Origin of the sequence: Bifidobacterium sp. 7101, assembly GCF_000499285.1 — a bacterium.
GTDB lineage: Bacteria > Actinomycetota > Actinomycetes > Actinomycetales > Bifidobacteriaceae > Bombiscardovia > Bombiscardovia apis_A.
In genome coordinates this window covers 60,089-85,675 of record NZ_AWUN01000007.1, presented here as the reverse complement: position 1 = coordinate 85,675, position 25,587 = coordinate 60,089, and the positions used below count along the sequence as shown (strand labels likewise).

The window sequence follows — 25,587 nt, the reverse complement described above, 5'->3', positions numbered from 1 at the left end:
AGATCAGCCGGTGTTCTGCAGGCCGGCGGCGACTCCTGAAACGGTGCAGAGGATCAGGTAGATGAAGTCGGCCTGTTGGCTCTTGCTGAGCTCCTCCTTGTCGTTGCGACGACGCAGGGCACGCAGGGCGCGCACCTGGGTCACCGATAGGGCGTCCACATATGGAGAGCGGATCCGGATGGCCTGGCCCAGCACGTGGCGGTGCTGCAGGGGCCATTCGTCGCCCACGATCTGCAGAACCCACTTGCGGGTCAGTTCCATCTCCGAGAGAACCTTCTGGCTCAGGTCATCCCGGTCTCCCAGGGAGAGGTACATCTTGGCGATTCGCTCGTCGGTCTTGGCCAGGCTCATCTCGATGTTGTCGATGAAGGTGCTGAAGAGCGGCCACTCCTCGTAGGCCTGACGCAGGGTCTCCAGGTCGCCGAACTTCTCGCAGGCGGTGCCCAGGCCGTACCAGGCTGCCAGGTTGATTCGGGCCTGCGCCCAGGAGAAGACCCAGGGTATGGTCCGCAGGTCGTCCAAGGACTTGGCGCCCAGACCGCGCTTGGCCGGTCGGGAGCCGATGGGCAGCAGGCCGATCTCGTTCAGGGGCGTCACGATGGAGAACCAGGGGGCGAAGTCCGGCGTGTGGAGCAGGTCCAGGAAGCGCTCGTGGGCGGCCTGGTCCAACTTGTCGGCCATGTCCGCGTACTTCTCGGTCATGGTGGTGTTGCGCTCCTCCACGCTGGGCGCGGACTGAAGCAGGGTGGCTGCAGCCACGGACTCGATGTGGCGGATGGCCAGGACCGGGTTGCCGTAGCGGGCGAAGATGACCTCGCCCTGTTCGGTCAGCTTGAACCGGCAGTTGACCGAGCCCACAGGCTGGGCCAGCACGGCACGGTTGGCAGGGCCGCCGCCACGGCCTACGGCGCCGCCGCGTCCATGGAAGAGGGTCAGGTCGATGTCATGGCTCTCGGCCCACTTGGCGATGCGCTCCTGGGCGGAGTGCAGGGCCAGGGTCGCTGAGACGGGGCCGGCATCCTTGGAGGAGTCGGAGTAGCCCAGCATGACCTCCATCTTGTTGCCGGTCTCCTTGAGCCGGGCCTGGACCTCGGGGATCTTGATGATCTCTTCCAGCACGTCCACCGAGTTCTGCAGGTCCTCCAGCTGTTCGAACAGGGGGATCACGTCGATGACCGGCACGTCCTCGGCATGCTCGAAGGCCAGCCGGTTGAGCTCGTAGACGTCCTTGACGTTCTGCGCTGACTTGGTGAAGGAGATGATGTAGCGGCGGGCGGCCTTCTGGCCGTTGCGCTTCTGGATGGCTCCCAGGGCCCGGAAGGTGTCGAGCACCTCGTGGGTCATGGGCTGCAGCTCGCCGCGCTCGCCGTGCAGGCCGTGCTCGCGGATGTCCTCCAGGGCGCGGGCGTGGACCAGGGAGTGCTGGCGGAACTCCATCTCCACCATGTGGAAGCCGAAGGTCTGGGCCTGCCAGATCAGATCCTGTAGGGGGCCGTAGGCCTGACGGACTGCGCCCGCCTTGGCCAGGGAGTCCTGGACCACGCGCAGGTCGGCGATGAAGTCGTCGCAGTCGGCATACATGAGGTCGGCATCACGCTGGATGGTGGCCTGCAGACGGTCGGCGATGACCAGGACCACGGCCCGGTGCAGCTCGTTGTGCGAGATGGTGGTGGCCCGGTCGGTCAGGCGCTCGCTCATCTCCTTCTGGTGGCTCCACAGGCTCCTCAGCTCGGGGCTTGGGGGCGTGGTGGTCACCTCCATGGTCATGTTGCGGCCCACGGTGGTGGTGGCCTTGACCAGTGCCTCGAGCATGTGGTCGGAGAACTTGCGGGCCACCTTGCGCGAGACCTTGGCGGTCACGTTGGGGTTGCCGTCACGGTCGGAGCCGATCCAGCTGCCCGGGTGGAAGAAGGCGGGGCAGGCAGGTTTGACCATGCCGGCCTTCTTGCCCAGCATCCAGTCGTCGAAGCGGCGGTAGACCTTGGGAATGGTCTCGAAGAGTGTGGCGTCGAAGATGTCCAGAATGGTGTTGGCCTCTTCGACGGGCGTCGGCTTCTTGGCTGCGATGGGCGAAGTGCGGAAGAGGGCGTCGATCTCGTTGTGCAGCAGACGCTCGTTCTCCTCCAGCTCGGAACCGCCCAGACCGCGGCGAACGGCCAGCAGGTTGGCGATGCGCCGGATTTTGCCCTCCACGGCCTTGCGCCGCGCCTCGGTGGGGTGGGCGGTGAAGACGGGGTGGAACTCCAGCTTCTCCAGCAGTTCCGAGGCCTTGGCCGGGCCCATCTCCTGAAGGAGCTGGCTGTAGGCGCTGGTCATCTCGTTGATGGGGTCGGTGCCCTTGACCTTCAGGTCCACCTTGCCCTCGCGCTCATGCAGGACCTTCACCCGGTAGTTCTCCTCGCAGAGGTTGGCCAGGTGGAAGTAGGTGGTCAGGGCGCGGGCCAGCAGCTGGGAATCCTTGACCGAGGTGTCGTCGATCAGGGCCACGGCCTTGGACAGGCCGTCCTCGTCAGGCACGGGGTCCGAGGGGTGGCGGTTGAAGTGCTCGGCGCTGGCCGTCATCACGTCCTCGCGCAGGGAGTCGAAGCGTTTGAGCAGCTGTTGATCGAATTCCCCCAACACATCCCTGAGCAGCCGCAGGCACAAGGCCATGTCCTCATCCAACGATTGAGGTAGCTTGCGTTCCTCCGGCCCCTTGGTCCCGGTGCCGGATGTGACCAGGGTCGCATCGGCAGCCGTGATTTGCTGATTACTATCTGTCATCAGTCCTCCTTGTCGAATCGCAGGTTGCCCGGTCTTCGACCATTCCACGGCTCCTCCGCGGTTATTGGTGGTCGGCGTTGCAGGCCCACAGCCTTCGGTTCGATGGCTCGCGGCCCATTCTAGGACGCTTTCGGGTCGAATACGTTTCATGGCCCTATGCGGCGGTGCAAGGGTACGTGACCCGGGTGGAGTATGAATGTGGGTGTGAAATTCAAGAGCAGGAGTTCCAAGGACGGCTATCGCGGCAGGACCGCAGCCGAGGTCAAACGGGTCAGCAAGTACCACACCCACTCCATTCCGTTGGACATGGAGGATATTGAACGCGATTATGACAAGCCCATCGTCGAGGCCTGCATCGCGGCCAAGACCAGCCTGATCGTGCGGGTGGGCATGCTGGAGCTGGGGGCCGGTACGGGAAGCTTCCGCGTGCGCGAGATGATGCACAGGATCGCCTACCCCATGGGCGTGCATGTACGGGCTGACGTGAACCTGACCGACATCGAGGCCACTTGCACGGATGGCGTGTCTCGGATCACCGAGGTGGTGGACCTGCCCACCACCGGGGTCAACACCGAGCGGATCTGGCTCCTGGAGCACTTTGCGGACTGGCTCAGCGTCAAGTGTGGGCAGGCGGGGACCTACCACACCATGACGGTGGTCTCCCGGGAGCTGGTGGACAACCTGGACGAGCCGAACGTCTACGCGGCGGCCCGTAAGGCGGTCAAGGAGGTGCTGGCCCAGGATCAGGAGGCGGCCAAGGCGCTCAAGGATGCGGTGGCCACCGCTGTGCACAACGAGGACGAGATCAGCCAGAGCCGGATCGATGCGGCAGCCATAGACACCAGGACGGCCGCCGGCTTGGGCACCGTAGGCTCCACGCCTCGGCTGGATGATTCCAACGATTCCGGGGTTGCTTCAGCTTCTGCTGTCGCCGCGGTTGAGAATTCGGATTCGAGTGCCGCTGGTTCTGCAACCACTGAATCTTCTGCAACCAACCAAGAGCCCGACTCTGCGACTGGGCGGCCTACCTCCTCTGATAAGTCCGCGTCACCAGAGCCGCAGGCAACGGGTGGCATCACAGTCCGGCAGGCGCATGAACGCCTGGACTTGATCGAGCGACGCAAACCCCTCTACTCGCCCCTCTTCTCGGGCTTCGCCTCGGCCGTGGCCTGCGCAGCCTTCGTCTTCCTGCTGGGCGGCGGCCCCTACGACATGGCCGGAGCTTTCGTCGGCGCTGGCATAGGCCAGTGGATACGTCGTCAGATGCTGGGCAGACGGATCAACCAGTTCTTCGCCACCGGGGTTGCAGTCATCATCGCCGCCCTGGCCTGCGTCGGCACGCTGAGACTGGTGGGCATCTTCGACCCGGTGGCCCTGAAGCACGACACGGCTTACATCGGTGCCATCCTCTTCGTCATTCCTGGCTTCCCCCTGGTCACCGGCGGCCTCGACATCGCCAAGTTGGACTTCCCCTCGGGGGTGCAGCGCATCACCTACGCCTTCTCGATCATCCTGGTGGCCACACTGGGTGGCTGGGCCGTGGCGCGGATGGTCATGCTCAACCCGCAGGGTTTTGAACCGATGAACCTGAGTCCCTGGCTGATGGCCGGACTTCGTATGATTGCGGCCTTCTGTGGGGTCTGGGGCTTCTCGGTCCTCTTCAACTCACCCCAGCGCATGGCCCTGGTAGCCGCTGTCATCGGCGCCCTGACCGACACCATGCGCCTGGAGATGCAGGACCTGCTTCATGTCCCTCCGGAGATGGCTGCTTTTCTGGGTGCCTTCCTGGCCGGCATGCTGGCCACGGTCTGGCGCTCCTCGGTCCGTCACGGCCTGCTGCCGCCCCACCTGGGCTACCCAAGGATCAGCCTGACCGTGCCCTCCATCGTCATCATGGTGCCTGGCTTGTATATGTACCGGGCCATGTTCTACCTGGGGCAGTTCAATACGCTCAACGCCCTGGACTGGGCCTTCCGGGCCTTCATGGTCATCATCTGCCTGCCCATCGGCCTGGTCACGGCCCGGGTGTTGACCGACCGCTCCTGGCGGTACGACGTCTAGTAGCGCATCCCCATGGCCGAGCGGACCTGGTCAAGGGTCTCCTCGGCTATCTGGTTGGCACGCTTGTTGCCCTCGACCAGGATGTCACGCACGGTGTCCATGTCCTTGGCCAGCTCGGCCCGGCGCTCACGGTGAGGTGCCAGGAACTCGTTGACCGACTTGGTCACATAGGCCTTGAGGGCGCCCGAGCCGGCATTGCCGATCTCCTCGGCGATGTCCTCGGGCTTCCGGTCGGTCACCAGGCCGGCTGTGGTCAGCAGGGCCGAGACCTGGGGGCGGTTCACAGGGTCGAAGGTGATCCTGCGCTCGGAGTCGGTGGGGGACTTGCGAATCAGCTTGGCCGTCTCCTCCGCAGTGGCGCCCAGCATGATGGAGTTGCCGTAGGACTTGCTCATCTTGCGTCCGTCCAGACCCGGAATCTCAGGGGTGTCAGACAGGATGGCATCAGGTTCGGGGAAGACCGGGGCTTGGCCGGGGTAGCGCTCGTCGAAGCGGCGGGCGATTGTCCGGGTCAGCTCCACATGCGGCAGGTTGTCCTTGCCGATGGGAACCACGTTGGCCTTGCAGAAGAGTATGTCGCAGGCCTGGTGGACCGGGTAGGTCAGCAGCAGGCCGGTCAGGGCGTGGCCGCTGGCCTCCATCTCGGACTTGACGGTGGGGTTGCGGTGAAGCTCGGCCTCGGTCACCAGGGAGAGGAAGGGCAGCAGCAGCTGATTCTCTGCGGGGGTGGACGAATGGGTGAAGATCATGGTCTTCTTGGGGTCGATGCCCGCAGCCAGATAGTCCAGCACCAGGTTGAGCACGTTGTCGCGGATGTGCTCGGTGGTGTCCCGGTCGGTGATGACCTGGTAGTCGGCGATGACGATGTTGGTGTGCACGCCGCGATTCTGCATCTGGACGCGCTCGCGGATGGAGCCGAAGTAATGACCCAGGTGGAGCCTGCCGGTCGGGCGGTCGCCGGTCAGCATGGTGTAGCCGCTGGGATTCTTGTCCAGCTCGGCCAGCACCTGGTCGGACCGATGCTTGGCGGCTCTGAAGCTGTCGCTGATCTCGTTGCCTGCCGCTGTGACTTCTTCCTGCATGGTCCCACCCTCGTCGTCGTGCCGAATGTCCTTCTGGGAATTGCTTTTATGGTAAAAGTCCGAGCCGACAAGATGCGTAGGTGGTACTCTCATAAATGATGCAAATTCACATTCAAGTTGCCTAAGTGCACGTTACCTGGCGAAGGGGGTCGGATGGGCCGCGGACGTCAGAAGGCTAAGCAGACGAAAATAGCCCGGAAGCTCAAATATCTGACAACGGACACGGATTACGACGAGCTGGCCAAAGAGCTCAGCAGCAAGGAACCCGGAACCAGGGGCAAAGATCCCTTCAAAATGGTTGAAGAGGAATACTCCAAGCCGGATTCTCGCAAATCGGGGGGCCAGGACCCCGAGGACTCCACGGACGATGATCTGGACGATTACGCCCGGTGGGCCGCCGAGGCTGCTGCCAAGGCCACCTCTGGGGAGATGCCAGCCACGCCCAAACCGCACAAGCGCATACCCATTCCCGTGCCCAGCGCGCTCAAACATCACAAGGATCAGAAGAGCGCAGCCAAGGGGTCGTCGAGCAAGTAGCCGGCCTCATACCAGCGGCAACAGCTCGTGCAGGTCGTCGCGCTCGCCCACAGCGCTGATATGCCCGGCGGCGGTTTCTTCGCTCCAGCTGGTGATGCCGGCGGCCAATCGTAGCCAGACATCCGGGTCCAGTTCGATTACGTCGGGCGGGGTCAGGTTATGCGGGTCGGATGCCGGCCCATCCAGAATCTTGACGGCTCCCCAAGGGGCCACCCTGACCTCCACGCCGGGGCCGGGGGCCTTGATTTCCAGCATGTGCAGGGAATAGCGGACAGCCATGGCTTTGCTGCGCCTAGCTGTTTGTGGGGCCACTGACAGGCGGTCACCCTCCGGGCCCAGATTATTTGCAGCCTCCTTGGCCGCATCCCGCCAGGCCAGGAAATCCCGGCGGCCTTCTTCCATGTCTGCTTCCCGTATGGCACTCATGGCTCCATTGTGACGCGTCGCCCCAACAGGCGTGTCCAGCAGGTTGCGGTCAAGTCAAATTCAGGCATGAAAAAAGGAATCCGTTGCCCTCACGTCCTTGACGCTGGGTCGGATTCCTTCCCGACCGGAACGGTCAGGCCTGTGCGCCCGCTTGCAGAGGGGTCTCGGGATCCTCAGACCCCTTGTCCTCCTCGTCCTTGGCCAGGCCCAGGTCGACTGGCGATGAGCTGTTCTCCCAGGGCTCCTCCCAGGGATCATAATCCGGGTTCTGCTGCTTGTATACGAACAGAGCGACAACGCCGGCCAGCAGCGTGCCGAAGAGCAGTGCAAAGAACTTCCAGCCGTTTGAAGATGAATTCTCCATGTTTGGCTCCTTTCGACGACTTTCGTCGGTCCTGCCCACTTCGACCGACCTAGTCATCATCCTAGTAGAAAGCGGCGAACTGTGGGGCGCATCGGTGCCATTGCGGCACGGAAACCGCACACCCCGGCCGGACGGTCAGGTAAGGTAAGGTTCATGGTCAATGGCACGGGCACCAGTTTCACAGGCGGAGGAAATGGTCGGGGGCCGCTGGGATGGATCCGGCGGTACTGGGGTGACCATGCTCCGGTGGTGACCATAGCCATCACTCTGATCTGCATAGTGGCCTGGGTCATCCAGATGGCCCTGTACCTGCTGGCCCCACTTCGTTATCAACGGCTTTTGCTTGGCTACTGGGCCTTCGTGCCGATTACGGCCATTCATGAGCCCTGGATGTTTGTGACCAACATATTTCTGCACGCCACCAATGTCTCGCACATCCTCTTCAACATGATCACCCTCTGGGTTGTGGGGCCGGTCCTGGAAAATCTGATAGGGCATGGACGTTTCCTGGCCCTCTACATGATCAGCGGGCTGGGCGGAGACCTGGGGCTGATGGTCTATGCGGTCCTGGCGCCCAATGGCTGGGGCACGTCGGCCATAGGGGCCTCGGGCGCGCTCTTCGGGCTCTTCGCAGCCATTCTGGTGGTCTACCGCCGTCTGGGGATTGACATCCTTTCCTTGGTGGTCTGGATGGGCATCAACTTCTGTATGCCCCTGTTCGTGCCCGGCATTGCCTGGCAGGACCACGTTGGTGGGTTCATAGTCGGCGGCCTCTTCATGCTGGCCCTGTTGCACATGGGCCGGCCCGGCTCGCGGGTGCATGGTCTGCTCTCCTGGCTGCTACCCACGTTGATCTTCCTGGCGGCCCTGGTCCTGCTGGCTCTGGGCTGCAACATGTTCAACCCCATGCGCTGAAAATCAGCGTCTACCTGTTGCTGACCGCCTGCTGTCGATTGCGAACTATTTCGTCCCCGGTTCGGGTCTGGTAATTGATAAATGACATGGATGTCATCTATCCACATTTGTTGACAATCGTGTGGATAACCTGGGAATAAGTATTCAGAACTGGTGCATATATACCAGTAAAAAGTGGATAAGTGAAGGAAGAACCCAATCAGCAGTAGGGTTGTGGATGAGTGCATTAGGTCATCCACGTGGAATCCGGGCGATTGTGGATAACTTTGGCTCGAGTCTCGAAACAGTGGATGAATCCCCACATGCCTGACGTAAGGGTGTGGACGGATATGCAAAGAACCCCACAGCCGTGCCTGCGCGGTTGCGGGGTTCTGAAAGAGTGATACGGCTGGGTCAGTGCCACCACATGGTCATGAGGAAGCCGACCAACAGAATGCCAAAGCCCACTGCCAAGTTCCAGTTGCCGATGCCAGGGATGGGGAAGACTTTGCCCATGGTGGAGGAGATGTAGTAAACCACGATCCAGATCAGGCCCACCAGCATCAGCGTGACGAAGAGGGGCACAAACCAGCGCGGATTAGCCTTGGTGTTCTTGATGGTGTCCTCCACGCGGCGGGTGTTCTCTTCCTGACGCTGCACGATGCGGCGCATCTGCGGTGTCATGTGCTTTTTGTCAACGCTCTGGTTGAGCACTGCCTCCACCTTGTCCATGGACAGGCCGTACTCCTCGTCCTCGGCATCCTCGCCAGTGTCGGCGGTCTTGCTCCTGTCCACCGCCTGGTCCTCGTCATCATGGAGTTGATGCTCTGCCATGAGGTTATTCTCCTTCAGTAGATCTACTAAGACATAGTAGCGGTTAGACTCGAACGTAATACTATCGCAGACGAGGATGAGGGTATGCCTATGACCAGACGGACGGGACGGCACGGTGCGCACAGGTCCCTGGTCGGCACAGTGTCCGTGGCTGTGGTGCTGGCCTTGGTCGGGTACATGCTGACCACCAACATCCGTGTCAACAGGACGGTCACGGTCACCTCGGACACGGCCGGATTGGTGGAGGAGCGCGAGAACAAGGCTGGTGAGTTGCGCAAGGACATCAATGACATGAGCTCGCAGATCAACGCGCTGAAGACCCTGACCGATGACAAGGGCAGCTCGGACCAGGCCCGCGAGGACCCCGGCTCGGGCACGGTGCTCAAGGCCGTCCAGGGGCCTGGACTGACGGTGACGCTCAATGATTCCCCGCTCTGGCAGCAGAAGGTGGGTTCCGACGGGTCGACGGCCAACATCAACGATTACGTCATCCACCAGCAGGATGTGGAGAGTGTGGTCAATGCGCTCTGGGCCGGTGGGGCCGAGTCCATGCGGATCCAGGATCAGAGGGTTCTGCCCACTACAGCCGTGCGATGCGTGGGCAATGTGTTGCTGCTGCATGGCCGAAAGTACTCGCCGCCATATAAGATTTCAGCCATAGGACCAGTCGACAGGATGACCAAGTCCCTGAATACTTCGCCATCCATCCGGATTTACAAGGAGTATGTGAATACGGTAGGTCTGGCTTGGAATGTCGAATCTTCGGATAATCTGAGATTCCCTGAGACGACGGCTGTCCTACAGCCACTCCAGTACGCATCGGTAGATGAGAAGGCACGGTAAATGACGACAGAGGACTCGGAGAATGACACAACGCCGGTCGATAAACCGGCGGATAAGCGGCGAACCTGGCTGGTGGGCATTGCAGAAATCGTGGGGGAGCTGCTGATCACGCTGGCCGTCGTCTGCGCACTCTACGTGGTCTGGCAGCTCTGGTGGACCGGTGTGCAGTCCGAGCATCAGCAGTTGGAGGCCCGGGCCTCGACCTCCTGGAGCAACCCGGGATCGGGCGACACCCGCAAGGTGGCCAAGCCTCAGAAAGGGGCGCCCCCGGTGCAGCCCAAGCAGGCCTCCGAGGGTGAACTGATAGCCCAGGCCTACATTCCTCGTTTCGGACAGCATTGGGAGCGCAACGTGGTTCAGGGCACGTCGCCCCGAGAGCTGGCCTACGCGGGACTAGGCCATTACCCCAATACGCAGATGCCGGGCGAGATGGGCAACGTGGCCATTGCAGGACACCGCGCAGGTTATGGTGAGCCGCTGGGCCATGTGGACGAGCTGCGAGTGGGCGATGCCATCGTCCTGCGCACCAAGGATTACTGGTACGTCTACCACTACACCCGCTATAAGATCGTCGCTGCCGACGAGGTCAGTGTTATCGCTCCCAACCCTTATTCGCCCAAAGAGGCTCCTGATCGGCGCATGATCACGCTGACCACCTGTGAGCCCAAGTACACCACGGCCACCCACCGCTGGATCAGCTGGGGCGAATTCGACTATTGGGCCAAAGTGTCCGACGGAGTGCCCAAGGAACTGCTGGGTGACCGCGGCAGCGATGTGGCCTTTGCAGATGACAAGGGCTCGGTCATGGCCAGGCTGGGTTCTCTGCAGCCGGTCTTCCTGGTTTTGGCAGCAGCCTATCTGATCATCTACCTGGCGGCCCTGGCTGCCTGGCGTTACCCCCTGCTGCGGCAGATTCGCAAGGGCGAGAAGCCTCAGCCCATGATCAGCCTCTACGGCTGGCTGCTGCGGCACCAGTCCGGAATAGCTCCGATTCGATGGCTTCTGCTGATTCTGCTCCTGCTGGCTCTGGCCTGCGCCCTGATGGAATGGGGCTTCCCCTGGCTGGCCAGCAACGTGCCCATGCTCAGACAGATGTCCAACTACTCCACCTTCTGACCTAGGGGTGTAGAAGAGCGGCGGGGCCGCAGGATTCAATGTGATTCTGCGGCCCCGCCGCTTGTTGATGCCACAACTTCGCCGACTGCCAGAAGCGACTGTCCAAGGTCTATCTAAGACGCCTCTGTGGCCATGGTTTGATAGCCATGAATTTTCGGTCGCAGTACAGATGACGCCAGTCTGGCGGCCGAGGCGGATTCGTCGCGATATGGCGGTGCGACTTGGCAAGGTCCAGTCTGGAAGTTGTGCATTGGTCGTTATGAACCGGTCGCTGGACCCTGACGCTTAGCTTGGCCGAAGTCATGACCGGGATTTGTGGACGCGAAGTCGCGATTCGCAGCCTAATGGCGTGGCCTGATAGCCATTACTCCGTCCCAGACCGCATTCGCTCTGCCTAGAACGATATGGCCCGGCGGCAAGACTGTGGTCGCCGGGCCATAGGAGTCAGTTGGTGGAGCTGACGGTGGTCACCGTGATGGGGGTGTTGTCGTCCACCTTGCTGCCGGCTCCGGGACTTACAGCGGTCACCTTGTCCGTGTCCTTGCCGACGGAAGTGATCCTGTCGGCGCTGACGCCGCTGTTGGTCAGCTTCTGCCGATAGCTGCCCAAGGTCTCGCCCTGGGAGAAGGGCGGGACGCTGATGGCCGTGGTCAGGGTGATGGTGTCCTTGGACTTGTCGAAGGAGGAACCTGATGCGGGATCCTGGCCGGTGACCACGGCGTTGTCATTGTTGGGACCATTGACTGTTATGTTGACACCCTGGCCCAGGTTGCGTTTAGCCTCGCCCAGGGTCATGCCGACATAATTGCCCAGCTGCATGCCGTTGCTGACGGTGACCGTGATCATGGCTCCCTGCTGGATGGAGGACCCGGCGGCCGGATCGGTGCTGATCACCATGTCCTTGGCCACGGTGTTGGAGGCTTGCTCGCGGATGGTGATGTTGAAGTGCAGACTCTGCAGGATATTGGTCGCGTCGTCCTTGGTCTTGCCAGACAGATCGGGCACCTTGGTCATGCCCGAGGAGATGTAGATCAGGATGCTGGTTCCCTTGGCCACGCTCTGGCCTGCAGCGGGGTCCGTGCGGGTCACATGGTCCTTGGGAACGTCCTGGCTGTCTTCCACGGAGGCGGCGGGGGAGACCTTGAATCCGGCCTTCTCCAGGGCGCTGCGGGCCTCCTGCTGGGTCATGCCCTTGACGTCGGGGATGGCCGTGTCCTTGGGCCCGGAGGAGAACCAGACGGTCACTGTGGAGCCCTTGGGAGCCATGCTCCCGCCCTTGGGGCTCTGCTTGGTGAAGGTTCCCTTGGGCTCGGCCGAGTCGTTGTCTTCCTTCTCCTGGTAGTGGAAGCCTGCGGCAGTGACCTTCTCACGGGCGAGGATTCGCGACATCTGCGCGTTGATGGTAGGCACCTCGGCCATCGGATGGCGGTTTCGGCCCAGGACGTTCCACGCGCCCAGTCCGACGAGCACCAGGACCAAAGCCGCCACGATGGCGCCGATGATGATCTTCTTGCGCCGTTTGGACTTCTTCTGGGCCGCCTTGGTGGCCGTGCGCTCCGCTGTGGCAACATCGGTGGCAGCGGCCGGGTTGAGCGGGTCCTGAACAGGGTTGAAGGCCTGGGTGGCGGCCGTCTCCTCTTCGGTCAGTGGCATGGTGGCCGTTTCGGTGCCCTGCTCGGCGTCCTTGCGGGCCTTGACATTGGCCAGGTCGGTCAGCGGGTTGAAGGCGGCAGCCACCGGGGTCCCGCCGTTCATGAAGGCCAGGATGTCGCTCTTGAAGGCGGCGGCCGTGGCGTAACGGTTCTGGCGGTCCTTGGCCATGGCCTTGGCGCAGATGGAATCCCACATCTTCGGCAGGCCGGGCACGATGGTGCTGGGCGGGGTGGCCACCTCGGTGACGTGCTGGTAGGCGATGGCCACGGCCGAATCCCCGTTGAAGGGCGGCCGTCCGGTCAGCATCTCGTAGAGGACGCAGCCGGCCGAGTAGAGGTCGGAGCGCATGTCCACGCTCTCGCCACGGGCCTGCTCAGGGCTCAGGTACTGGGCCGTGCCCACCACACCCTGGGACTGGGTCATCGTGGCGGCCGAATCGTCCATGGCCCGGGCGATGCCGAAGTCCATGACCTTGACGATGCCCTGTTCCGAGATCATGATGTTGCCGGGCTTGATGTCCCGGTGGATGACGCCCATGTGGTGGGAGTAGTCCAGGGCGCTGAGCATGCCCAGCATGACCTGCTCGCTGTCGCGCTGGCTCAGGGCCCCGTTCTCCTTGAGGATGGAGCGCAGGGTCTGGCCCTTGACGTACTCCATGACCAGGTAGGGCACCCGCTCATGGTTGCCCTGGTCGTCGGTCAGTATCTCCTCGCCCGAGTCGTAGATGGAGACGATGTTGGGGTTGTTGAGCAGCGCGACCGAGTGGGCCTCCCGCCGGAACCGCGATAGGAAGACCTCGTCGTTGGCCAGATCGGACCGCATGATCTTGACCGCGACCGTCCTTCCCAGACGCGTGTCCACAGCCTTGTGGACCTCGGCCATGCCACCGCGTCCGATCAGCTGTCCCAGACGGTAGCGTCCGTCCGCTAGGGACGGCGGCAGTGTGATGCTCATAGGGTATCCCCTCCGTTCGTCGCTTCAAGGCCGCGCTGTGCGCTTCCTTCTCCATAGTGCCCCCAGAAGGGCCTGAAGATGTCTTTTGCCGCGTGTGGCCTGCTCATAATGCGTCTAGGCATGGGTGCGCGCGGGTCGATGACCTCCGTCTCGCCCAGCTGCTGGTCCAGCAGCCGTTGCTCGATCCTGGCCAGTGTGTGCGAGACCACCAAGGCATTCGCCGGGCGGTCTCGCGGGTCCTTGGCCAGCATGGACATGACGAAGTTCATGAGTTGGTTGTCCACCGAGTTAGGCAGCGGTGGCACAGGGTCGTTGACGTGTGCTGCGGCGATGTCCACCGGGGTGGCGCCAGTGAAAGGTCGGTGCCCGCAGAGTCCCTCATAGGCCACCACACCCAGGGAGTAGATGTCGGACTGGGGCGTGGCCTGGAGGCCCTGGGCCTGCTCGGGAGAGATGTACTGGGCCGTGCCCACCACCATGCCGTCCTGGGTGATCTGCCCCTGGTTGGTGGAGTATGAGACGCCGAAATCCGTGATCTTGACCTCACCGGTGTCGGAGACCATGATGTTGGCCGGCTTGACGTCCCGGTGGATGACCCCGTGCGAGTGTGCCACGTAGAGCCCCCGGGCCGTCTGTATCAGGATGGGCAGCAGCTCGATGGGGTCCAGGGCACCCCGGTCCCGGTAGATGTCTGCCAGGGATTGGCTGGGGACGTACTCCATGATCAGGAAGCCGATGCCGTCGTGCTCGTAGTACTCGAAGAGGGCGGCGATGTTGGGGTGGGCCAGGTTGGCGGAATTGTGCGCCTCGGCCCGCAGCCGCAGCAGCTTGGACTCCTCGTTGGTCAGATCCTCGCGCAGGGCCTTGATGGCCACCACGCGGCCCAGTTCTATGTCGTAGCCCTTCCAGACTTCGCCCATGCCCCCCTGGGCCAGGCGGCGGTCCAGACGGTACCGTCGATGAATGAGCTGTCCTTGTATCAGTTTCACTTGGCAGCCTCCTGCATGACGCGTTTCATGATCGGCCCGGCGGCATCTATGCCGTAGGAGGAGATTCCATGCACCACAACGGCTACGGCTACCTTGGGTTTGTCGGCCGGAGCGAATCCTATCATCCACCCGTCATTTGCCGTATTGCCCGCACCGATCTGAGCCGTGCCGGACTTGGCGGCCACCTGCATGCCGGGGATGGCCAGATTCGGATAGCTCTTGGTGGTCACTGCCTCCATCATGGTGGTCAGGGCCTTGGCGGTGTCCGATGAGAAGGCCTGTGAGTAGACCGAGGGCGTTGTCTCACTGATGACGCTCAGGTCGCTGGAGCGTACCCGGTCCACCAGGGTCGGCTGCATGAGCTTGCCGCCGTTGGCCACGGCAGCGGCCGTCATGGCAGCCTGTAGCGGTGTGGACAGGGTGTCCCCCTGGCCGATGGAGGCCAGGGCCAGCCGGTCCTGGGACTGGTCCTCGGGGAACTTGGAGGCCACGGCCTTCATGGGCCGTCCTGTGGAGTTGGTCCCGTCCAGGGTGATGGTGGAGCCGTAGCCGAACTTGCGGGCCTGTGCTGCCAGCGTCTTGTCGCCCAAGGCGACCCCCAGCTGGGAGAAGGCCGTGTTGGATGAGTAGGCCAGGGCGTTCTCCAGGCTGATCTTGCCGTTGGACCCGTTGGCAGCTGAAGTGGAGTTGGTCAGATTGTAGTTGGTGCCGGGCAGGGTGTATGAGGCCCCGGCCGGCAGTTGGCTGTCGGGGTGATACTGGCCGGACTCCAGGGCGGCGGCGGCCACAACCACCTTGAAGGTGGACCCGGGCGGATACAGCTGCGAGGTGGCCCGGTTGAGCATGGGGTTGTCGGAACGGGAGGCCAGCTTCTGGTAGGCCTGGGAGGCGTCGCCGCTGTCGTGGGCGGTCAGGTCTTCGGGGTTGTAGCTCGGCGTGCTGACCATGGTCAGGATGCGGCCTGTAGAGGGCTCGATGGCCACCACCGAACCGGACAAGTTGCCCAGCATGGCGTAGGCGGCCTCCTGCATCTTGGGATTGATGGAGGTCTCGATGGAGGCGCCCTTGTTCTGGGTGCCGGTGAAGAGGGACTTGAGCCGGTCCATCCACAGGCTGTCCGATTGGCCGCTCAGCAGGCGGTCGCGCGAGGCCTCGATTCCCCGGTCCGCCGGGCTGGTGATGGAGTAGTAGCCGGTGATGGGCGAGTAGACGGCACCCTTGTGGTAGTGCCGCTGGTACTGGAAGGAGTCGTTGATGGGGTCGGACTGGGCCATGACGGCGCCGTCCGAGGTCAGGATGGCCCCTCTGGGTGCCGCGTACTCGTGGTAGAGGGCACGCAGATTGCGGGGGTCCGAGTTAAGGCTGCCCGCCCGGATCACCATGATGATGGAGCTGGAAAGCCCCAGGATGACGAAGAGGACGATGACGGCATTGAAGAGTTGACGCAGGGCCTTGTTCACTGTCCACCTCCTCGTACCTGGCGGGCGGGGATGCGGCCGGTGGCTGGCAGGTCGGTCTCCTCATCCTGGTCGGTCGGCTCGGTCGGCCCGGCATGACGACCGTGGGATTCCTGGTCGTCAGAGCCTGAGTCGGAGTCCGAGTCGTCCTGTCCGCTGCGCTTGCTGGTCTCCTGCTGACGCAGCACGGCCAGGGCCTCGTACTTGAAGGTGTCCGAGCTGACCTCCGGTGCTGGCTTGTTGGCCGCGTTGGAGATGATGATGAGCAGGACGGCCAGGATGCAGTTGGCCACCAGGCTGGAGCCGCCCGCCGCCATGTAGGGCATGGTCAGGCCGGTCAGGGGGATGACCAGGGTGATGCCGCCCACCACGGTGAAGACCTGGAAGGCCATGGTGAAGACCAGACCGGAGGCCAGGAGCTTGCCGAAACCGTCCTTGATCTTCATGGCCGTGATCATGCCCGAGGCCACGATGACCAGGTAGAGGGCCAGAACCACCAGCAGACCGCTCAGCCCCAGCTCCTCACCCACCGACGTGTAGATGAAGTCGGAGTTGGCCAGGGGGGTGATCCAGGGGCGTCCCTGGCCCAGGCCGGTGCCTGTCAGCCCGCCGGCGGCCAGGCCGAAGATGCCGCGCACCAGCTGGCCGGACCCGCCGAAGGCCTTGCCGAACTCAGCGTCGCTGAAGGGGTGCAGCCAGGCGTCCACACGGGCGCCCACATGGGCGAAGATCATGGATGCGGCCACGGCTCCGATGACGAAGAAGACCGAACCTATGGCGATCCAGCTGGTGCGGCCGGTGGCCACATAGAGCATGGAGACGAACATGGCGAAGTACATCAGCGAGGTGCCCAGATCGTGCTGGATGACCAGGACGGCCAGCGAAATAAGCCAGACGATGATAATGGGGCCAAAGTCCTTGATCCGGGGCATCCGCATGCCCAGGAACTTCTTGCCGCCCACGGCCAGCTGGTCCCGGTGGTCGAACAGGTAGGCGGCGAAGAAGAAGGCCAGGAAGAGCTTGGCGAATTCGCCGGGCTGCAGGGTGTGCGACCCCACGCCTATCCAGATGCGGGCGCCGCCGATTTCGCGGCCGATGCCGGGCAGCATGGGCGACAGGAGCAGGACCAGACCCACCACCATGCTCACATAGGAGAAGCGACGCAGCAGCCTGTAGTCCCGGAGCAGCACCACCAGCAGCCCACACAGGACCAGGGCCAGACACAGCCAGATCAGCTGGGTGAAGCCCACCCGTGTGGGCTGGCCGATCCGGGCGTTGCGCAGATCTATGCGAGTGATCAGGGTGATGCCCAGGGAACTCAGGATGACGATGCTGGGCAGGATGGCCTGGCTGCCATAGGGCTGGAAAATCTCCAACAGGACCCAGAGGGCGATGAAGAGGGCGGCGGTGACTACCAGCAGGGCGGCGTAATCCCCGGGGAAGCGGCCCGCCGCACGGGCGAACATCTGGAAGAAGCCGATGAATCCCACCAGCAGGGAGAAGAGCAGAAGGCCTATGCGGCGCAGACGGGTGATGATCATGACTATTGCCGCCCGCTCTGGTCGGTTTCCGACGGTGAGGGCGAGGCTGAGGGAGAAGTCGATGCCTGGTCGGACTCGTCCTTGGCCTCCTTGGTTTGCTCGCGTTTGAGGTCGCCGGCCTCCTTGCGGATCAGACGGGCATGCTCCTTGGCGTCGTCCATGCTGGAGACGGTGATGCCCTCTTCCAACTGGTCACGCCAGGACTGGGGCAGTCCCTTGACGGCGATGTCCGTGGTCTGCACCGGGTGGGACAGCGAGAGGGCGAAGGCCTTGGTGGGCACGCCCTGGTAGATGGCCACTCGGCCCTGGTCCGTGCCCAGGTAGTACTGTTCCTGGCTCCAGTGGTAGGCAGCCGCCGTGCCTCCGGCCAGGACCAGGATCACCAGGGTGATGATGCCGGCCAGAATCAGCCGAATCCGCCGGTGCCGTGAGCGCTGGCGCTTGCGCTGCTCCAGGTGCTCCTTGTGGATGGCGTCGGCCACGTCCGGGTCGTAGGGGTCGGCTGAGTCCGAGCCGTCCTTCTTGTGAACGATGGGGATTTCGCTGGTATCGGGCACATGCCGTTCGCCGCTCTCCTCGCGGGCAGCCGAGGGTTGGGCGGTGCGGCCTTCGCCATCCTCGTCCTCCTGTTTGTCGGCATCCCGGTCCTGTGTCAGGTCGGCGGCCCGCTTGGCGGGGGACTCCCGGGACTCGTCGCGCAGGCGCGGTGCGGCCGCTACGGGCTCATCCAGGATGTCGGCCAGGGCCTCCAGGTTGGAGCTGGCCGCCCCGCCGACCAGAGGGGTCTGATGGGGCAGGTCGAATGCATCGGCGTCCAGGGCCAGTGTGGCATCGGCGATGACCACGGTCACGTTGTCGGTGCTGCCGGCCTTCAGGGCGAAGGTGACCAGTTGCTGGGCGCACTCCGCCTGGTCCGAGACCGAGGACAGCACCTCGGCGATGGTCGAGTCCTCCAGAACGCCGCAGAGGCCGTCCGAGCAGATCATCCAGCGGTCTGCGGGCAGGGCCTTGGAGATGGAGATGTCCGGGCGGGGGTCGATGTCGAAGTCCCCCAGGACCCGCATGACCACGTTGCGCTGAGGGTGGTTGCGGGCTTCGGTCGGGGAGATGCGGCCGGTGTCGATCAGATGCTGCACGTAGGAGTGGTCCTGGGTCATCCGGATCAGCTTGCCCTCCCGCAGCAGGTAGGCCCGGGAGTCGCCGATATGGGCCAATACCCAGGAGTCGTCGGCCAGAGCCAGGGCCGTGACCGTGGTGCCCATGCCTGACAGGCGATGTTCGCGCTTGGCCTTGCCCACGATGGCGTCATGGGCCGCGATGACCGAGGTCTCCATCATCCGGGCCAGGGACTGCACGTCCTGCTCCCGGTCGTCGCGTTCGATGTGGGCCAGGGATCGGATGGCTATGGTCGAGGCCGTATCCCCGCCTGCGTGGCCGCCCATGCCGTCGCACATGGCCACAAGGCGCTCACCGGCGAAGGCGGAATCCTGGTTGTTGCTGCGCACGTACCCCACGTCTGAAACCGCCGTGGAATAGAGGAACAGCTTTTGGCTCGCATCGTTCCTGGTCATGGGCGGCTACCTCAACTCGAAGGTGGTGGCTCCGATGCGCACGGGAACCTCCGCCGGTAGGATTGTCGGCGCCGTGATTTTCTGTCCCGAGACGACGGTGCCGTTGGTGGACCCCAGATCCTCGATGGCCCATCGGCCCGATGCAGGATCCTGGTAGACCCGCGCATGATGGCCGGAGACGAACTCGTCGTCCAGCACCAGGGTGTTCGAGGAGGAGCGGCCCAGGGTGATGGGTCGTCCGGACAGCGGCGTGGAGGAGCCGGCCAGAGGTCCGTCGATAACCACCAGCAGGGAGGGTTCATCGCTTGCAGGCTCTGTCTTGCTGACCGGGGCGATAGGCACGGATCTGGCGGCCGCCGGCAGCTTGCGCTGGGCTGCGCGTTCACTGCGTCGGCGGGTATGAGAAGTCTTGGGGCTGAAGGTTTCGATGTCTTTGCGGAGTGAACGGATGGCCAGCCATACGAATACCCATAACAGAGCCAGGAATCCGTATTTGAGGATGGCGAATGTCAGTTCAGTCAGCATAATGATTCGACCTTACTTCAAGGTCTGGGCGACTTACGAATCCTGTTCCTGCGACGATGCCCAGTAGAGGATGCGGGTACGGCCGATGGTGATGGTATTGCCGTCCAGCAGGGTGGCTGCGGGTACCTGATGCCCCTCTACATAGGTGCCGTTGGTGGACCCCAGATCGCGGGCTACCACGCCCTTGTCGGTGATCTCGATCTGCAGGTGTCGGCGGGAGATGCCTGCGTCGTCGATGACGATGTCACAGGAGGATCCACGGCCGATGGTGGTGATGGGGGCGGTCAGCAGGTACTGGCGACCGTTGATCTCCAACACCGGGCAGTCCTTGGACTCTTCGGGTGTGGTCACGGGTGCCGCGTTGCCCTGGACCGACTCGGCAGACAGGTGGAAGTCGCCCTTGTTCAGGTTGAGGTCCTCCTCGAAGATGACCACGACCGGGCCGACGAAGGCATAGTGCTGGCTTTCGGCGTACTTGGTCAGGTTGTCTGCCAGCTCGTTGGCCAGAGCCTCCGAACCCCACTGCTCAATGCGGTCGAAGTCTGGGGTGGATAGTCTGAATCGATACTCGTTGGGCGCCACGGTACGGTCGCGACCGACGGGCATGGCCTGTGAGTCTATCTCACGCTCGAGGGCGCTCGACAGGTCGACGGGCTGTAGGTCCTTGGAGCCGAACTTCGAGAAGACACCGTTAACGGCGCCTTCCACGCTCTTCTCGAAACGATCGAGAACGCTCATAGTCATCCCTTTCCATATAACCCTTTCATAGTACGTGACCCTGCCGGAAGGGGGTAATGGGCGGTCGGATGCTTGCAATTTCTTCAATGAACAGGTTCGAACGACCGCGACTGCCGGGTATGGATAAGGCCCCATGGCCACAATGGACCAGGGGCCTTTGAACTTCAATCATCATAGGTCAGGCCGAAGCCTGCGGACTCACAGAGCCAGCTTGCGACGCAGACCCAGGGTGATGCCGGCAGCCAGGCAGAGGCCAGCGGCGATGGCCAGAGGAGCCGTGGCGTCGGCGCCGGTCTTGGCCAGATTGTTGTTGTTCTTGTTGTTCTTGGCGTCCTTCTTAGCCGGATCCTTGGCTGGAGCCTTGTTGTTGTCCTTGGCAGGCTGCTTGGTGTTGTTGTCAACCGGAGCGGTCTGACCAGGCTTGTTAGGCTCGTTGGGAGTGGTCACCTTGGTGTACTTGGCCATGAAAGTAGTGTCTGCGTTGTAGGTGCCACCGGGGACGTAACGGGACCCGCCATTTTCGTTAAACCAACCGTCGAAGGTGTAACCATCGAAGTTGTGAACCGTGGGTTCCTCAGATAGCTTTCCCTCACTATTGGTTTGCATCACGTCCGCGGTGGATTCTTCGATATCTTCCGGATTCATAGTGACGAAAGTGATGTTGTAAGTGATGGGGTTTATCTGGGCGAAGTTAGGATAGAGATCCTCGTCTTGGGTGAAAACATGGGTGTTGAAGTCGATTTTTTGTGAATTTGGGTCATCAGCTGGGCCACCAGATCCATTGATAGACCAGCCATCAGCTTTCGTATTCTGATCGGGCACTATAGGCTCTGGAATCGTGCTGGGATCCAGCTTGCCGCTGTCGTCGGTGTTCAGAGTGGTTGTCTTCTCCTGCCCCTTATCCCCCCGAGGACCATAGGGGTCGTGGAATGTGATTTTGTAGCTAGCGGCCTTGGTCTGGACATTCTTGCTCTCCACAGCCTGGGCCACGGTGGGCAGCAGTGCTAAGCCGCCAGCCAGGGTGGCGCCGGCAGCGAGTACTGCGCATGCGCGTTTGAAACGAACCATGATATTCATTGGTTACCTCTATTTTCTCTATTGTCGGTTGCTCCCCAGATACATTCATGGGGTGTCCTGCCTTGACACTCCTACCCCTGGGAAACAGGCATCATCGACCAATCTTTGGCGACAACACGCTACAATTCTAGCGCACGGAATGGTCATCGGCTGGTCGTGGTTCGAAAATATGTCTTATTTGAAGATAAAAGTTTCTCATGTAGAACGATTAACGTCTGCTGAAGGCAGGGTGGCGCCTCGCAGTTGAGCTATTGGAATTCCCCTTTGGCACCTGGGCGCTTATCATCGTGGCAGACGCATGATCATGGGGATCATGTCAGAGATAGTCGAGGAGCGAGCATGGCCGAAGAGGTGGATCGGGCGATGGAGGCATATCCGCGGGCCAAGGCCCGGACCCTGCGGTTTACGTTGGGTGCGCCACGGTCGGCCCTGGCGGTGGGGGATGGCTCACGGGCCGTATTCCTGCGCTCCGACGGACCTGAAGACCTGGTGACCGGGCTCTGGCTGTCTGCCTTTGGCCAGGATGGCCGCCACCATGAGGTGCTCCTGGCCGACCCCAGGGCCCTGCTGGAGGATGCGGACCAGGAACGGGTGCCGGCCGCCGAGCTGGCTCGCAGGGAGCGCTCGCGGGAGGGCGGCGAGGGCATTGTCGATTACAGCGTGGATGCTGCCGGGGATCGGGTGGTCTTTGCCTTGGGCGGTCGGCTCTGGCTCTCGCTGATAGCCCCCGATGGTCTCACCGCCTCCACGCGGGCTCTGAGCTTGGAAGATAGCGATTCTGCTGTGCTCAATCCCGCCATCAGCCCGGACGGCACTATGGTGGCCTATACCACTGGCGACCGGTTGATGGTGGTCACTATCGGGCAGGGTGCCGAGCAGGACCGTGAACGGGCTGTCCTGGCCCTGCGCCCAGGCACCGATGATCGAATGCGGCTGGGGCTGGCCGAGTTCGTGGCCGGCGAGGAGATGGACCGCTACCAGGGATTCTGGTGGTCGCCGGATTCCAAGGCGCTGCTGGTCGAGCACACTGATTCCTCTGATGAGCCGATCTGGTACATCAGCGATCCGGCCAATCCCCAGGTCGGGCCGTGCGCCCGGCGGTATCCCCAGGCTCTGACCGCCAACGCCCGCGTCGGACTGAGCCTGGTCCTCCTGGGCCAGGATGACGCCGACCCCTGGGTGGGCGAGGTGGACTGGGACCATCAGGCCTTCGAGTACCTGGCTGTGGTCCGTTGGCAGGACGGGCATCGGCCCCTGCTGCTGGTTCAGAACCGTCGGCAGACCGAGGATAGGATCCTGGATGTGCAGGTGCCGGATACCCGTCAGGGCTTGGAGCCGGGACAGAATATGACCCTGCTTGATCCCGAGGCGGCGCCCAAGGTGGCCACCAGGGTGCTGCAGACGCATGACAACGATCAGTGGATCGACCTGGTGCCCGGGTTGCCGGCCTACCGGCCCCAGGGTGGGTTGGTGGACACCTTCATCGATACTGAAGCCGACACCACGCGGCTACGTTTGGACGGGAGGGTATTCTCCCCGGCTGGCTGCCAGATTCGGCAGGTGCTGTCCGTGGGGGACCGCGATGTGCTGGCGGTGGTCTCCACCGACCCCCGCAGCTTCGACCTGATGCGTCTGAGCTATGACGGCTCCATCCATGTGCTCAACCGTCTGCCTGGAGTGTGGACCGCCTCGCGAGCCGGCCATGGCATCGTGGTCAGCGGCCGGACCATGGCCTCGGCGCAGGGACAGGTGCGCCACTGCTACCTGGGGGCTGACGGGGATCTGGACCGCCTGGGCGCTGAAGGGCTGGGCCTGGTGGGTGAAGCCCGCCCCGACAGCAACGCTAGACAGACTGGCGAGTCTGTGCGGCCGGAGCATCAGGATCGCCCTGATCGCCGGGCCGTGGATGCTGGTCATATCAATAGCCAGGGGGCTATGAGTGCCGTCCTGGCCGACACCAGCAGCGATCCCGGGTTCACCCCCAACGTGGACTTCGTGCGCATGGGTCAGCACGAGCTGTTCGCAGCCATCGTCAGGCCGTCAGAATCCAGCCCCTACGCCAGCGCCGACAGCCTGCCCGTCCTGCTCAAGCCTTACGGCGGGCCAGGTGCCCAGCAGGTGGTCTTCAACCAGTCCTACTACTGGGAGTCCCAGTGGTGGGCTGATCAGGGCTTCCTGGTCCTGACTGCCGACGGCCGGGGTACGCCGGGTCGTGGTCCTGCCTGGGATCGGGCCATCTTCGAGGACATGGCCCAGGTGACTTTGGATGACCAGCTTGAGGCTCTGGAGGCCCTGCCGGACTTCGCTCCCGAGGCCGATCTGGGACATGTGGCCATGATTGGCTGGTCTTATGGTGGCTTCCTGTCGGCCCTGTCGGTCCTGCGTGCTCCCGACCGGATCCATGCGGCATGCGCGGGAGCCCCTCCCACGGACTGGACTCTTTACGACACTCATTACACCGAGCGCTATCTGGGTCTGGACCCGGCCGTCTACCGCCGCAATGGAATCATCGACGATGCCCCGTCGCTGCGCCGCCCGCTGATGCTGATTCACGGGTTCGCGGACGACAACGTCTCCGTGGCCAACACCCTCAGGCTCTCCGGCGCTCTGATGGCGGCCGGTCGTCCCCATACGGTCCTGCCGCTGACTGGCATCACCCACATGACCAATGACGAGACCGTGGCAGAGAATCTGCTTATTCTGCAGCGGGACTTCCTGCGGGAGGCCCTCAAGAACAAGACGGACTGACGAAAGGCTGCTTAGGCTGACGCCCTGCTGGCGGTTGCTTCCGCTAGATTGGGGTTGTGCATAATCAACGAAAGCCCGACCAGGCTCCAGGGCCCAATCGCGGATTCCAGCTTCCCCGCAGCTGGGGCCTGGCGGTTTCGGTGCTCTGCCTGGGTCTGTTGGTCGGACTTTCCTCGGGCCTGCTGGCAAGGTTCTTCGAGCTGACTCAGGCCGGTCTACTGGGTTTCACCGAGACTCCGGAGGCTCCCACGGCTGAGGTGGTGCCGCCTATCAGAAGGCTGGCCTCAGTGACCATTGCCGGACTGGTGGCCGGACTGGTCTGGGCCTGGCTGCGGACGGGGAACAGGCTGGTTCCCTCGGTAGGCCAGGCTGTCAAAGGTGCGCCTATGCCCCCGGGACGGACTGTGGTTCATGTGCTTACTCAGATCTTTTTTGTGGCTGCTGGCGGCTCCATAGGCAGGGAGGTGGCCCCTCGCGAGGCCGGGGCTCTTCTGGGCGGTCTCTGGACCAGACTGGGCCGACGTTTGGGACTGCGTGATCAGGATGGTCCGCTGCTGGTGGCCTCTGCAGCTGGTGCAGGATTCGCCGGCATTTACATTGCGCCTCTGACCGGTGCCTTCTTCGGTATTGAGGTGTTGCTGCGGCGGGTGGATGCCGAAGTGGTGACGGTCAATCTGGCCATGTCGGCTCTGGCTACCCTGGCCGGCGGCTCCATCAAGGGGTTTGGTCCTTACTATAAGGTCGGCTCCGAGCCTTTCCGGCCCTGGCTTATGGCAGTGGTCCTCTTCATCGGACCGGCCATGGGACTGCTGGGGGCCGGATTCCGGCGGATGACCTCCTGGGCAGAGGCCCATAGGACCAATGGTCCTGCGGCTATCTGGCAGCTGACGGGGATCGCCCTGCTGACCGGTCTGGTCGCTCTGGCCGTTCCCCAGGTCATGGGCAATGGCCGGGCCCTTGCCCAGATGGGCATGGATCAGCGGCTTCCTTCCGGGTTCTCTGGGCTCCAGCTGGCTCAGTCTCTTGCTCTTTTGGCCCTCTTCGCGCTGGCCAAGGCTCTGCTGACCACAGCCACCATCCGTGCCGGGGCCTTCGGCGGCACCTTGACGCCTTCCATAGCCCTGGGATCGGCTATGGGCGCTGTTCTGGGCCTGATGCTGGCTTGCCTTGTGCCAGGCCTGCCTGTTTGGCAGTGTGCCGTGATTGGCGCCGCCTCCCTGCTGGCCGCCTCCCAGCAGGCTCCGCTCATGGCTATGGCCATGTTGATGGAGGTCTGTCACCTGCCGGTCATGGCCTTCATGCCCATGGGCCTGGCTGTGGCCCTGTCGATGGCGGTCTCGCGTCTATTCGTGGCCAGATCATAAATAGCTGTCGGGAGCCCTGTCGCCCTGCCGGTCTGGCCTTGCGTGATGCC

At 63.0% G+C, this 25,587-nt stretch carries 20 protein-coding genes; 7 read left to right on the top strand and 13 right to left on the bottom strand.

Annotated features, from left to right (window positions below; genetic code table 11):
• Positions 1 to 3: 3 nt before the first annotated feature.
• Complete coding sequence (locus P272_RS0108260) at positions 4 to 2,763, bottom strand: phosphoenolpyruvate carboxylase (protein WP_029679061.1); 2,760 nt, start codon at positions 2,761 to 2,763, stop codon at positions 4 to 6.
• A gap of 306 nt (positions 2,764 to 3,069) precedes the next feature.
• Between P272_RS0108260 and P272_RS0108255 the strand changes: the two genes are divergently transcribed.
• On the top strand, positions 3,070 to 4,824 hold the full coding sequence (locus P272_RS0108255) for a threonine/serine ThrE exporter family protein (protein WP_253269693.1): 1,755 nt from the start codon (positions 3,070 to 3,072) through the stop codon (positions 4,822 to 4,824).
• On the opposite strand, the gene trpS is transcribed toward P272_RS0108255, so the two are convergent.
• Positions 4,821 to 5,906 carry a tryptophan--tRNA ligase gene (gene trpS, locus P272_RS0108250; protein ID WP_029679059.1) on the bottom strand — a complete coding sequence of 362 codons (1,086 nt, stop codon included), beginning with the start codon at positions 5,904 to 5,906 and terminating at the stop codon, positions 4,821 to 4,823. The genes P272_RS0108255 and trpS overlap by 4 nt on opposite strands.
• Positions 5,907 to 6,059: 153 nt before the next feature.
• Between trpS and P272_RS0108245 the strand changes: the two genes are divergently transcribed.
• Positions 6,060 to 6,443, top strand: coding sequence for a DUF3073 domain-containing protein (locus P272_RS0108245; protein ID WP_029679058.1), 384 nt, complete (start codon positions 6,060 to 6,062; stop codon positions 6,441 to 6,443).
• Positions 6,444 to 6,449: 6 nt separating this feature from the next.
• On the opposite strand, the gene P272_RS0108240 is transcribed toward P272_RS0108245, so the two are convergent.
• Together P272_RS0108240 and P272_RS0108235 are read right to left on the bottom strand one after the other, a co-directional pair.
• Complete coding sequence (locus tag P272_RS0108240) at positions 6,450 to 6,869, bottom strand: sterol carrier family protein (RefSeq protein ID WP_029679057.1); 420 nt, start codon at positions 6,867 to 6,869, stop codon at positions 6,450 to 6,452.
• A 133-nt stretch (positions 6,870 to 7,002) separates the two neighbouring features.
• Positions 7,003 to 7,233, bottom strand: coding sequence for a hypothetical protein (locus tag P272_RS0108235; protein ID WP_015021110.1), 231 nt, complete (start codon positions 7,231 to 7,233; stop codon positions 7,003 to 7,005).
• A 153-nt stretch (positions 7,234 to 7,386) separates the two neighbouring features.
• On the opposite strand from P272_RS0108235, the gene P272_RS0108230 reads away from it, so the two are divergent.
• On the top strand, positions 7,387 to 8,148 hold the full coding sequence (locus tag P272_RS0108230) for a rhomboid family intramembrane serine protease (protein ID WP_081709120.1): 762 nt from the start codon (positions 7,387 to 7,389) through the stop codon (positions 8,146 to 8,148).
• A 393-nt stretch (positions 8,149 to 8,541) separates the two neighbouring features.
• Here P272_RS0108230 and crgA read toward each other — a convergent pair whose 3' ends face one another.
• Entirely contained in the window at positions 8,542 to 8,961 is a 420-nt protein-coding gene (crgA, locus tag P272_RS0108225) for a cell division protein CrgA (protein ID WP_029679054.1), read from the bottom strand.
• Between the two features lie 90 nt (positions 8,962 to 9,051).
• Between crgA and P272_RS0108220 the strand changes: the two genes are divergently transcribed.
• Both P272_RS0108220 and P272_RS0108215 read left to right on the top strand, forming a co-directional pair.
• Positions 9,052 to 9,804 carry a DUF881 domain-containing protein gene (locus P272_RS0108220; RefSeq protein WP_029679053.1) on the top strand — a complete coding sequence of 251 codons (753 nt, stop codon included), beginning with the start codon at positions 9,052 to 9,054 and terminating at the stop codon, positions 9,802 to 9,804.
• The gene (locus tag P272_RS0108215) at positions 9,805 to 10,920 is read left to right on the top strand and encodes a class E sortase (protein ID WP_029679052.1); all 1,116 of its coding nucleotides are present in this window, start codon (positions 9,805 to 9,807) and stop codon (positions 10,918 to 10,920) included.
• Between the two features lie 444 nt (positions 10,921 to 11,364).
• Here the strand turns inward: P272_RS0108215 and pknB are convergent, their stop codons facing one another.
• The 8 genes from pknB to P272_RS0108175 all read right to left on the bottom strand — a co-directional run bounded on the left by pknB (position 11,365) and on the right by P272_RS0108175 (position 21,416).
• Positions 11,365 to 13,527, bottom strand: coding sequence for a Stk1 family PASTA domain-containing Ser/Thr kinase (pknB, locus tag P272_RS0108210; RefSeq protein WP_081709119.1), 2,163 nt, complete (start codon positions 13,525 to 13,527; stop codon positions 11,365 to 11,367).
• Complete coding sequence (locus tag P272_RS0108205; RefSeq protein WP_029679050.1) at positions 13,524 to 14,516, bottom strand: serine/threonine-protein kinase; 993 nt, start codon at positions 14,514 to 14,516, stop codon at positions 13,524 to 13,526. The genes pknB and P272_RS0108205 overlap by 4 nt, the downstream gene beginning before the upstream one ends.
• The gene (locus P272_RS0108200) at positions 14,513 to 15,976 is read right to left on the bottom strand and encodes a peptidoglycan D,D-transpeptidase FtsI family protein (protein WP_029679049.1); all 1,464 of its coding nucleotides are present in this window, start codon (positions 15,974 to 15,976) and stop codon (positions 14,513 to 14,515) included. Before P272_RS0108200 ends, P272_RS0108205 begins: the two co-directional genes overlap by 4 nt.
• Positions 15,973 to 17,514: an FtsW/RodA/SpoVE family cell cycle protein gene (locus tag P272_RS0108195; protein WP_044097937.1), complete on the bottom strand. Its 1,542-nt coding sequence runs from the start codon at positions 17,512 to 17,514 to the stop codon at positions 15,973 to 15,975. The genes P272_RS0108200 and P272_RS0108195 overlap by 4 nt, the downstream gene beginning before the upstream one ends.
• A 2-nt stretch (positions 17,515 to 17,516) precedes the next feature.
• The gene (locus P272_RS0108190; RefSeq protein ID WP_044097936.1) at positions 17,517 to 19,085 is read right to left on the bottom strand and encodes a BofC C-terminal domain-containing protein; all 1,569 of its coding nucleotides are present in this window, start codon (positions 19,083 to 19,085) and stop codon (positions 17,517 to 17,519) included.
• A gap of 6 nt (positions 19,086 to 19,091) precedes the next feature.
• Positions 19,092 to 19,607: an FHA domain-containing protein FhaB/FipA gene (locus tag P272_RS0108185; protein WP_373564724.1), complete on the bottom strand. Its 516-nt coding sequence runs from the start codon at positions 19,605 to 19,607 to the stop codon at positions 19,092 to 19,094.
• Positions 19,608 to 19,643: 36 nt separating this feature from the next.
• Positions 19,644 to 20,348: an FhaA domain-containing protein gene (locus tag P272_RS0108180; protein WP_015021121.1), complete on the bottom strand. Its 705-nt coding sequence runs from the start codon at positions 20,346 to 20,348 to the stop codon at positions 19,644 to 19,646.
• A 198-nt stretch (positions 20,349 to 20,546) separates the two neighbouring features.
• Entirely contained in the window at positions 20,547 to 21,416 is an 870-nt protein-coding gene (locus P272_RS0108175; RefSeq protein WP_029679045.1) for an InlB B-repeat-containing protein, read from the bottom strand.
• A 348-nt stretch (positions 21,417 to 21,764) separates the two neighbouring features.
• Here P272_RS0108175 and P272_RS0108170 point away from each other — a divergent pair, with 348 nt between their 5' ends.
• Together P272_RS0108170 and P272_RS0108165 are read left to right on the top strand one after the other, a co-directional pair.
• Positions 21,765 to 24,173, top strand: a complete 2,409-nt coding sequence (locus P272_RS0108170; protein ID WP_029679044.1) for a S9 family peptidase — start codon at positions 21,765 to 21,767, stop codon at positions 24,171 to 24,173.
• A 56-nt stretch (positions 24,174 to 24,229) separates the two neighbouring features.
• Positions 24,230 to 25,537 carry a chloride channel protein gene (locus P272_RS0108165; RefSeq protein WP_052323252.1) on the top strand — a complete coding sequence of 436 codons (1,308 nt, stop codon included), beginning with the start codon at positions 24,230 to 24,232 and terminating at the stop codon, positions 25,535 to 25,537.
• The last annotated feature ends 50 nt before the right edge of the window (positions 25,538 to 25,587 follow it).

Coding starts and splice junctions, on each gene's coding strand:
- P272_RS0108260 (WP_029679061.1), bottom strand. CDS start 2,763: ATGACAGATAGTAATCAGCAAATCACGGCTGCCGATGCGACCCTGGTC.
- P272_RS0108255 (WP_253269693.1), top strand. CDS start 3,070: ATGGAGGATATTGAACGCGATTATGACAAGCCCATCGTCGAGGCCTGC.
- trpS (WP_029679059.1), bottom strand. CDS start 5,906: ATGCAGGAAGAAGTCACAGCGGCAGGCAACGAGATCAGCGACAGCTTC.
- P272_RS0108245 (WP_029679058.1), top strand. CDS start 6,060: ATGGGCCGCGGACGTCAGAAGGCTAAGCAGACGAAAATAGCCCGGAAG.
- P272_RS0108240 (WP_029679057.1), bottom strand. CDS start 6,869: ATGAGTGCCATACGGGAAGCAGACATGGAAGAAGGCCGCCGGGATTTC.
- P272_RS0108235 (WP_015021110.1), bottom strand. CDS start 7,233: ATGGAGAATTCATCTTCAAACGGCTGGAAGTTCTTTGCACTGCTCTTC.
- P272_RS0108230 (WP_081709120.1), top strand. CDS start 7,387: ATGGTCAATGGCACGGGCACCAGTTTCACAGGCGGAGGAAATGGTCGG.
- crgA (WP_029679054.1), bottom strand. CDS start 8,961: ATGGCAGAGCATCAACTCCATGATGACGAGGACCAGGCGGTGGACAGG.
- P272_RS0108220 (WP_029679053.1), top strand. CDS start 9,052: ATGACCAGACGGACGGGACGGCACGGTGCGCACAGGTCCCTGGTCGGC.
- P272_RS0108215 (WP_029679052.1), top strand. CDS start 9,805: ATGACGACAGAGGACTCGGAGAATGACACAACGCCGGTCGATAAACCG.
- pknB (WP_081709119.1), bottom strand. CDS start 13,527: ATGAGCATCACACTGCCGCCGTCCCTAGCGGACGGACGCTACCGTCTG.
- P272_RS0108195 (WP_044097937.1), bottom strand. CDS start 17,514: ATGATCATCACCCGTCTGCGCCGCATAGGCCTTCTGCTCTTCTCCCTG.
- P272_RS0108190 (WP_044097936.1), bottom strand. CDS start 19,085: ATGACCAGGAACGATGCGAGCCAAAAGCTGTTCCTCTATTCCACGGCG.
- P272_RS0108180 (WP_015021121.1), bottom strand. CDS start 20,348: ATGAGCGTTCTCGATCGTTTCGAGAAGAGCGTGGAAGGCGCCGTTAAC.
- P272_RS0108175 (WP_029679045.1), bottom strand. CDS start 21,416: ATGGTTCGTTTCAAACGCGCATGCGCAGTACTCGCTGCCGGCGCCACC.
- P272_RS0108170 (WP_029679044.1), top strand. CDS start 21,765: ATGGCCGAAGAGGTGGATCGGGCGATGGAGGCATATCCGCGGGCCAAG.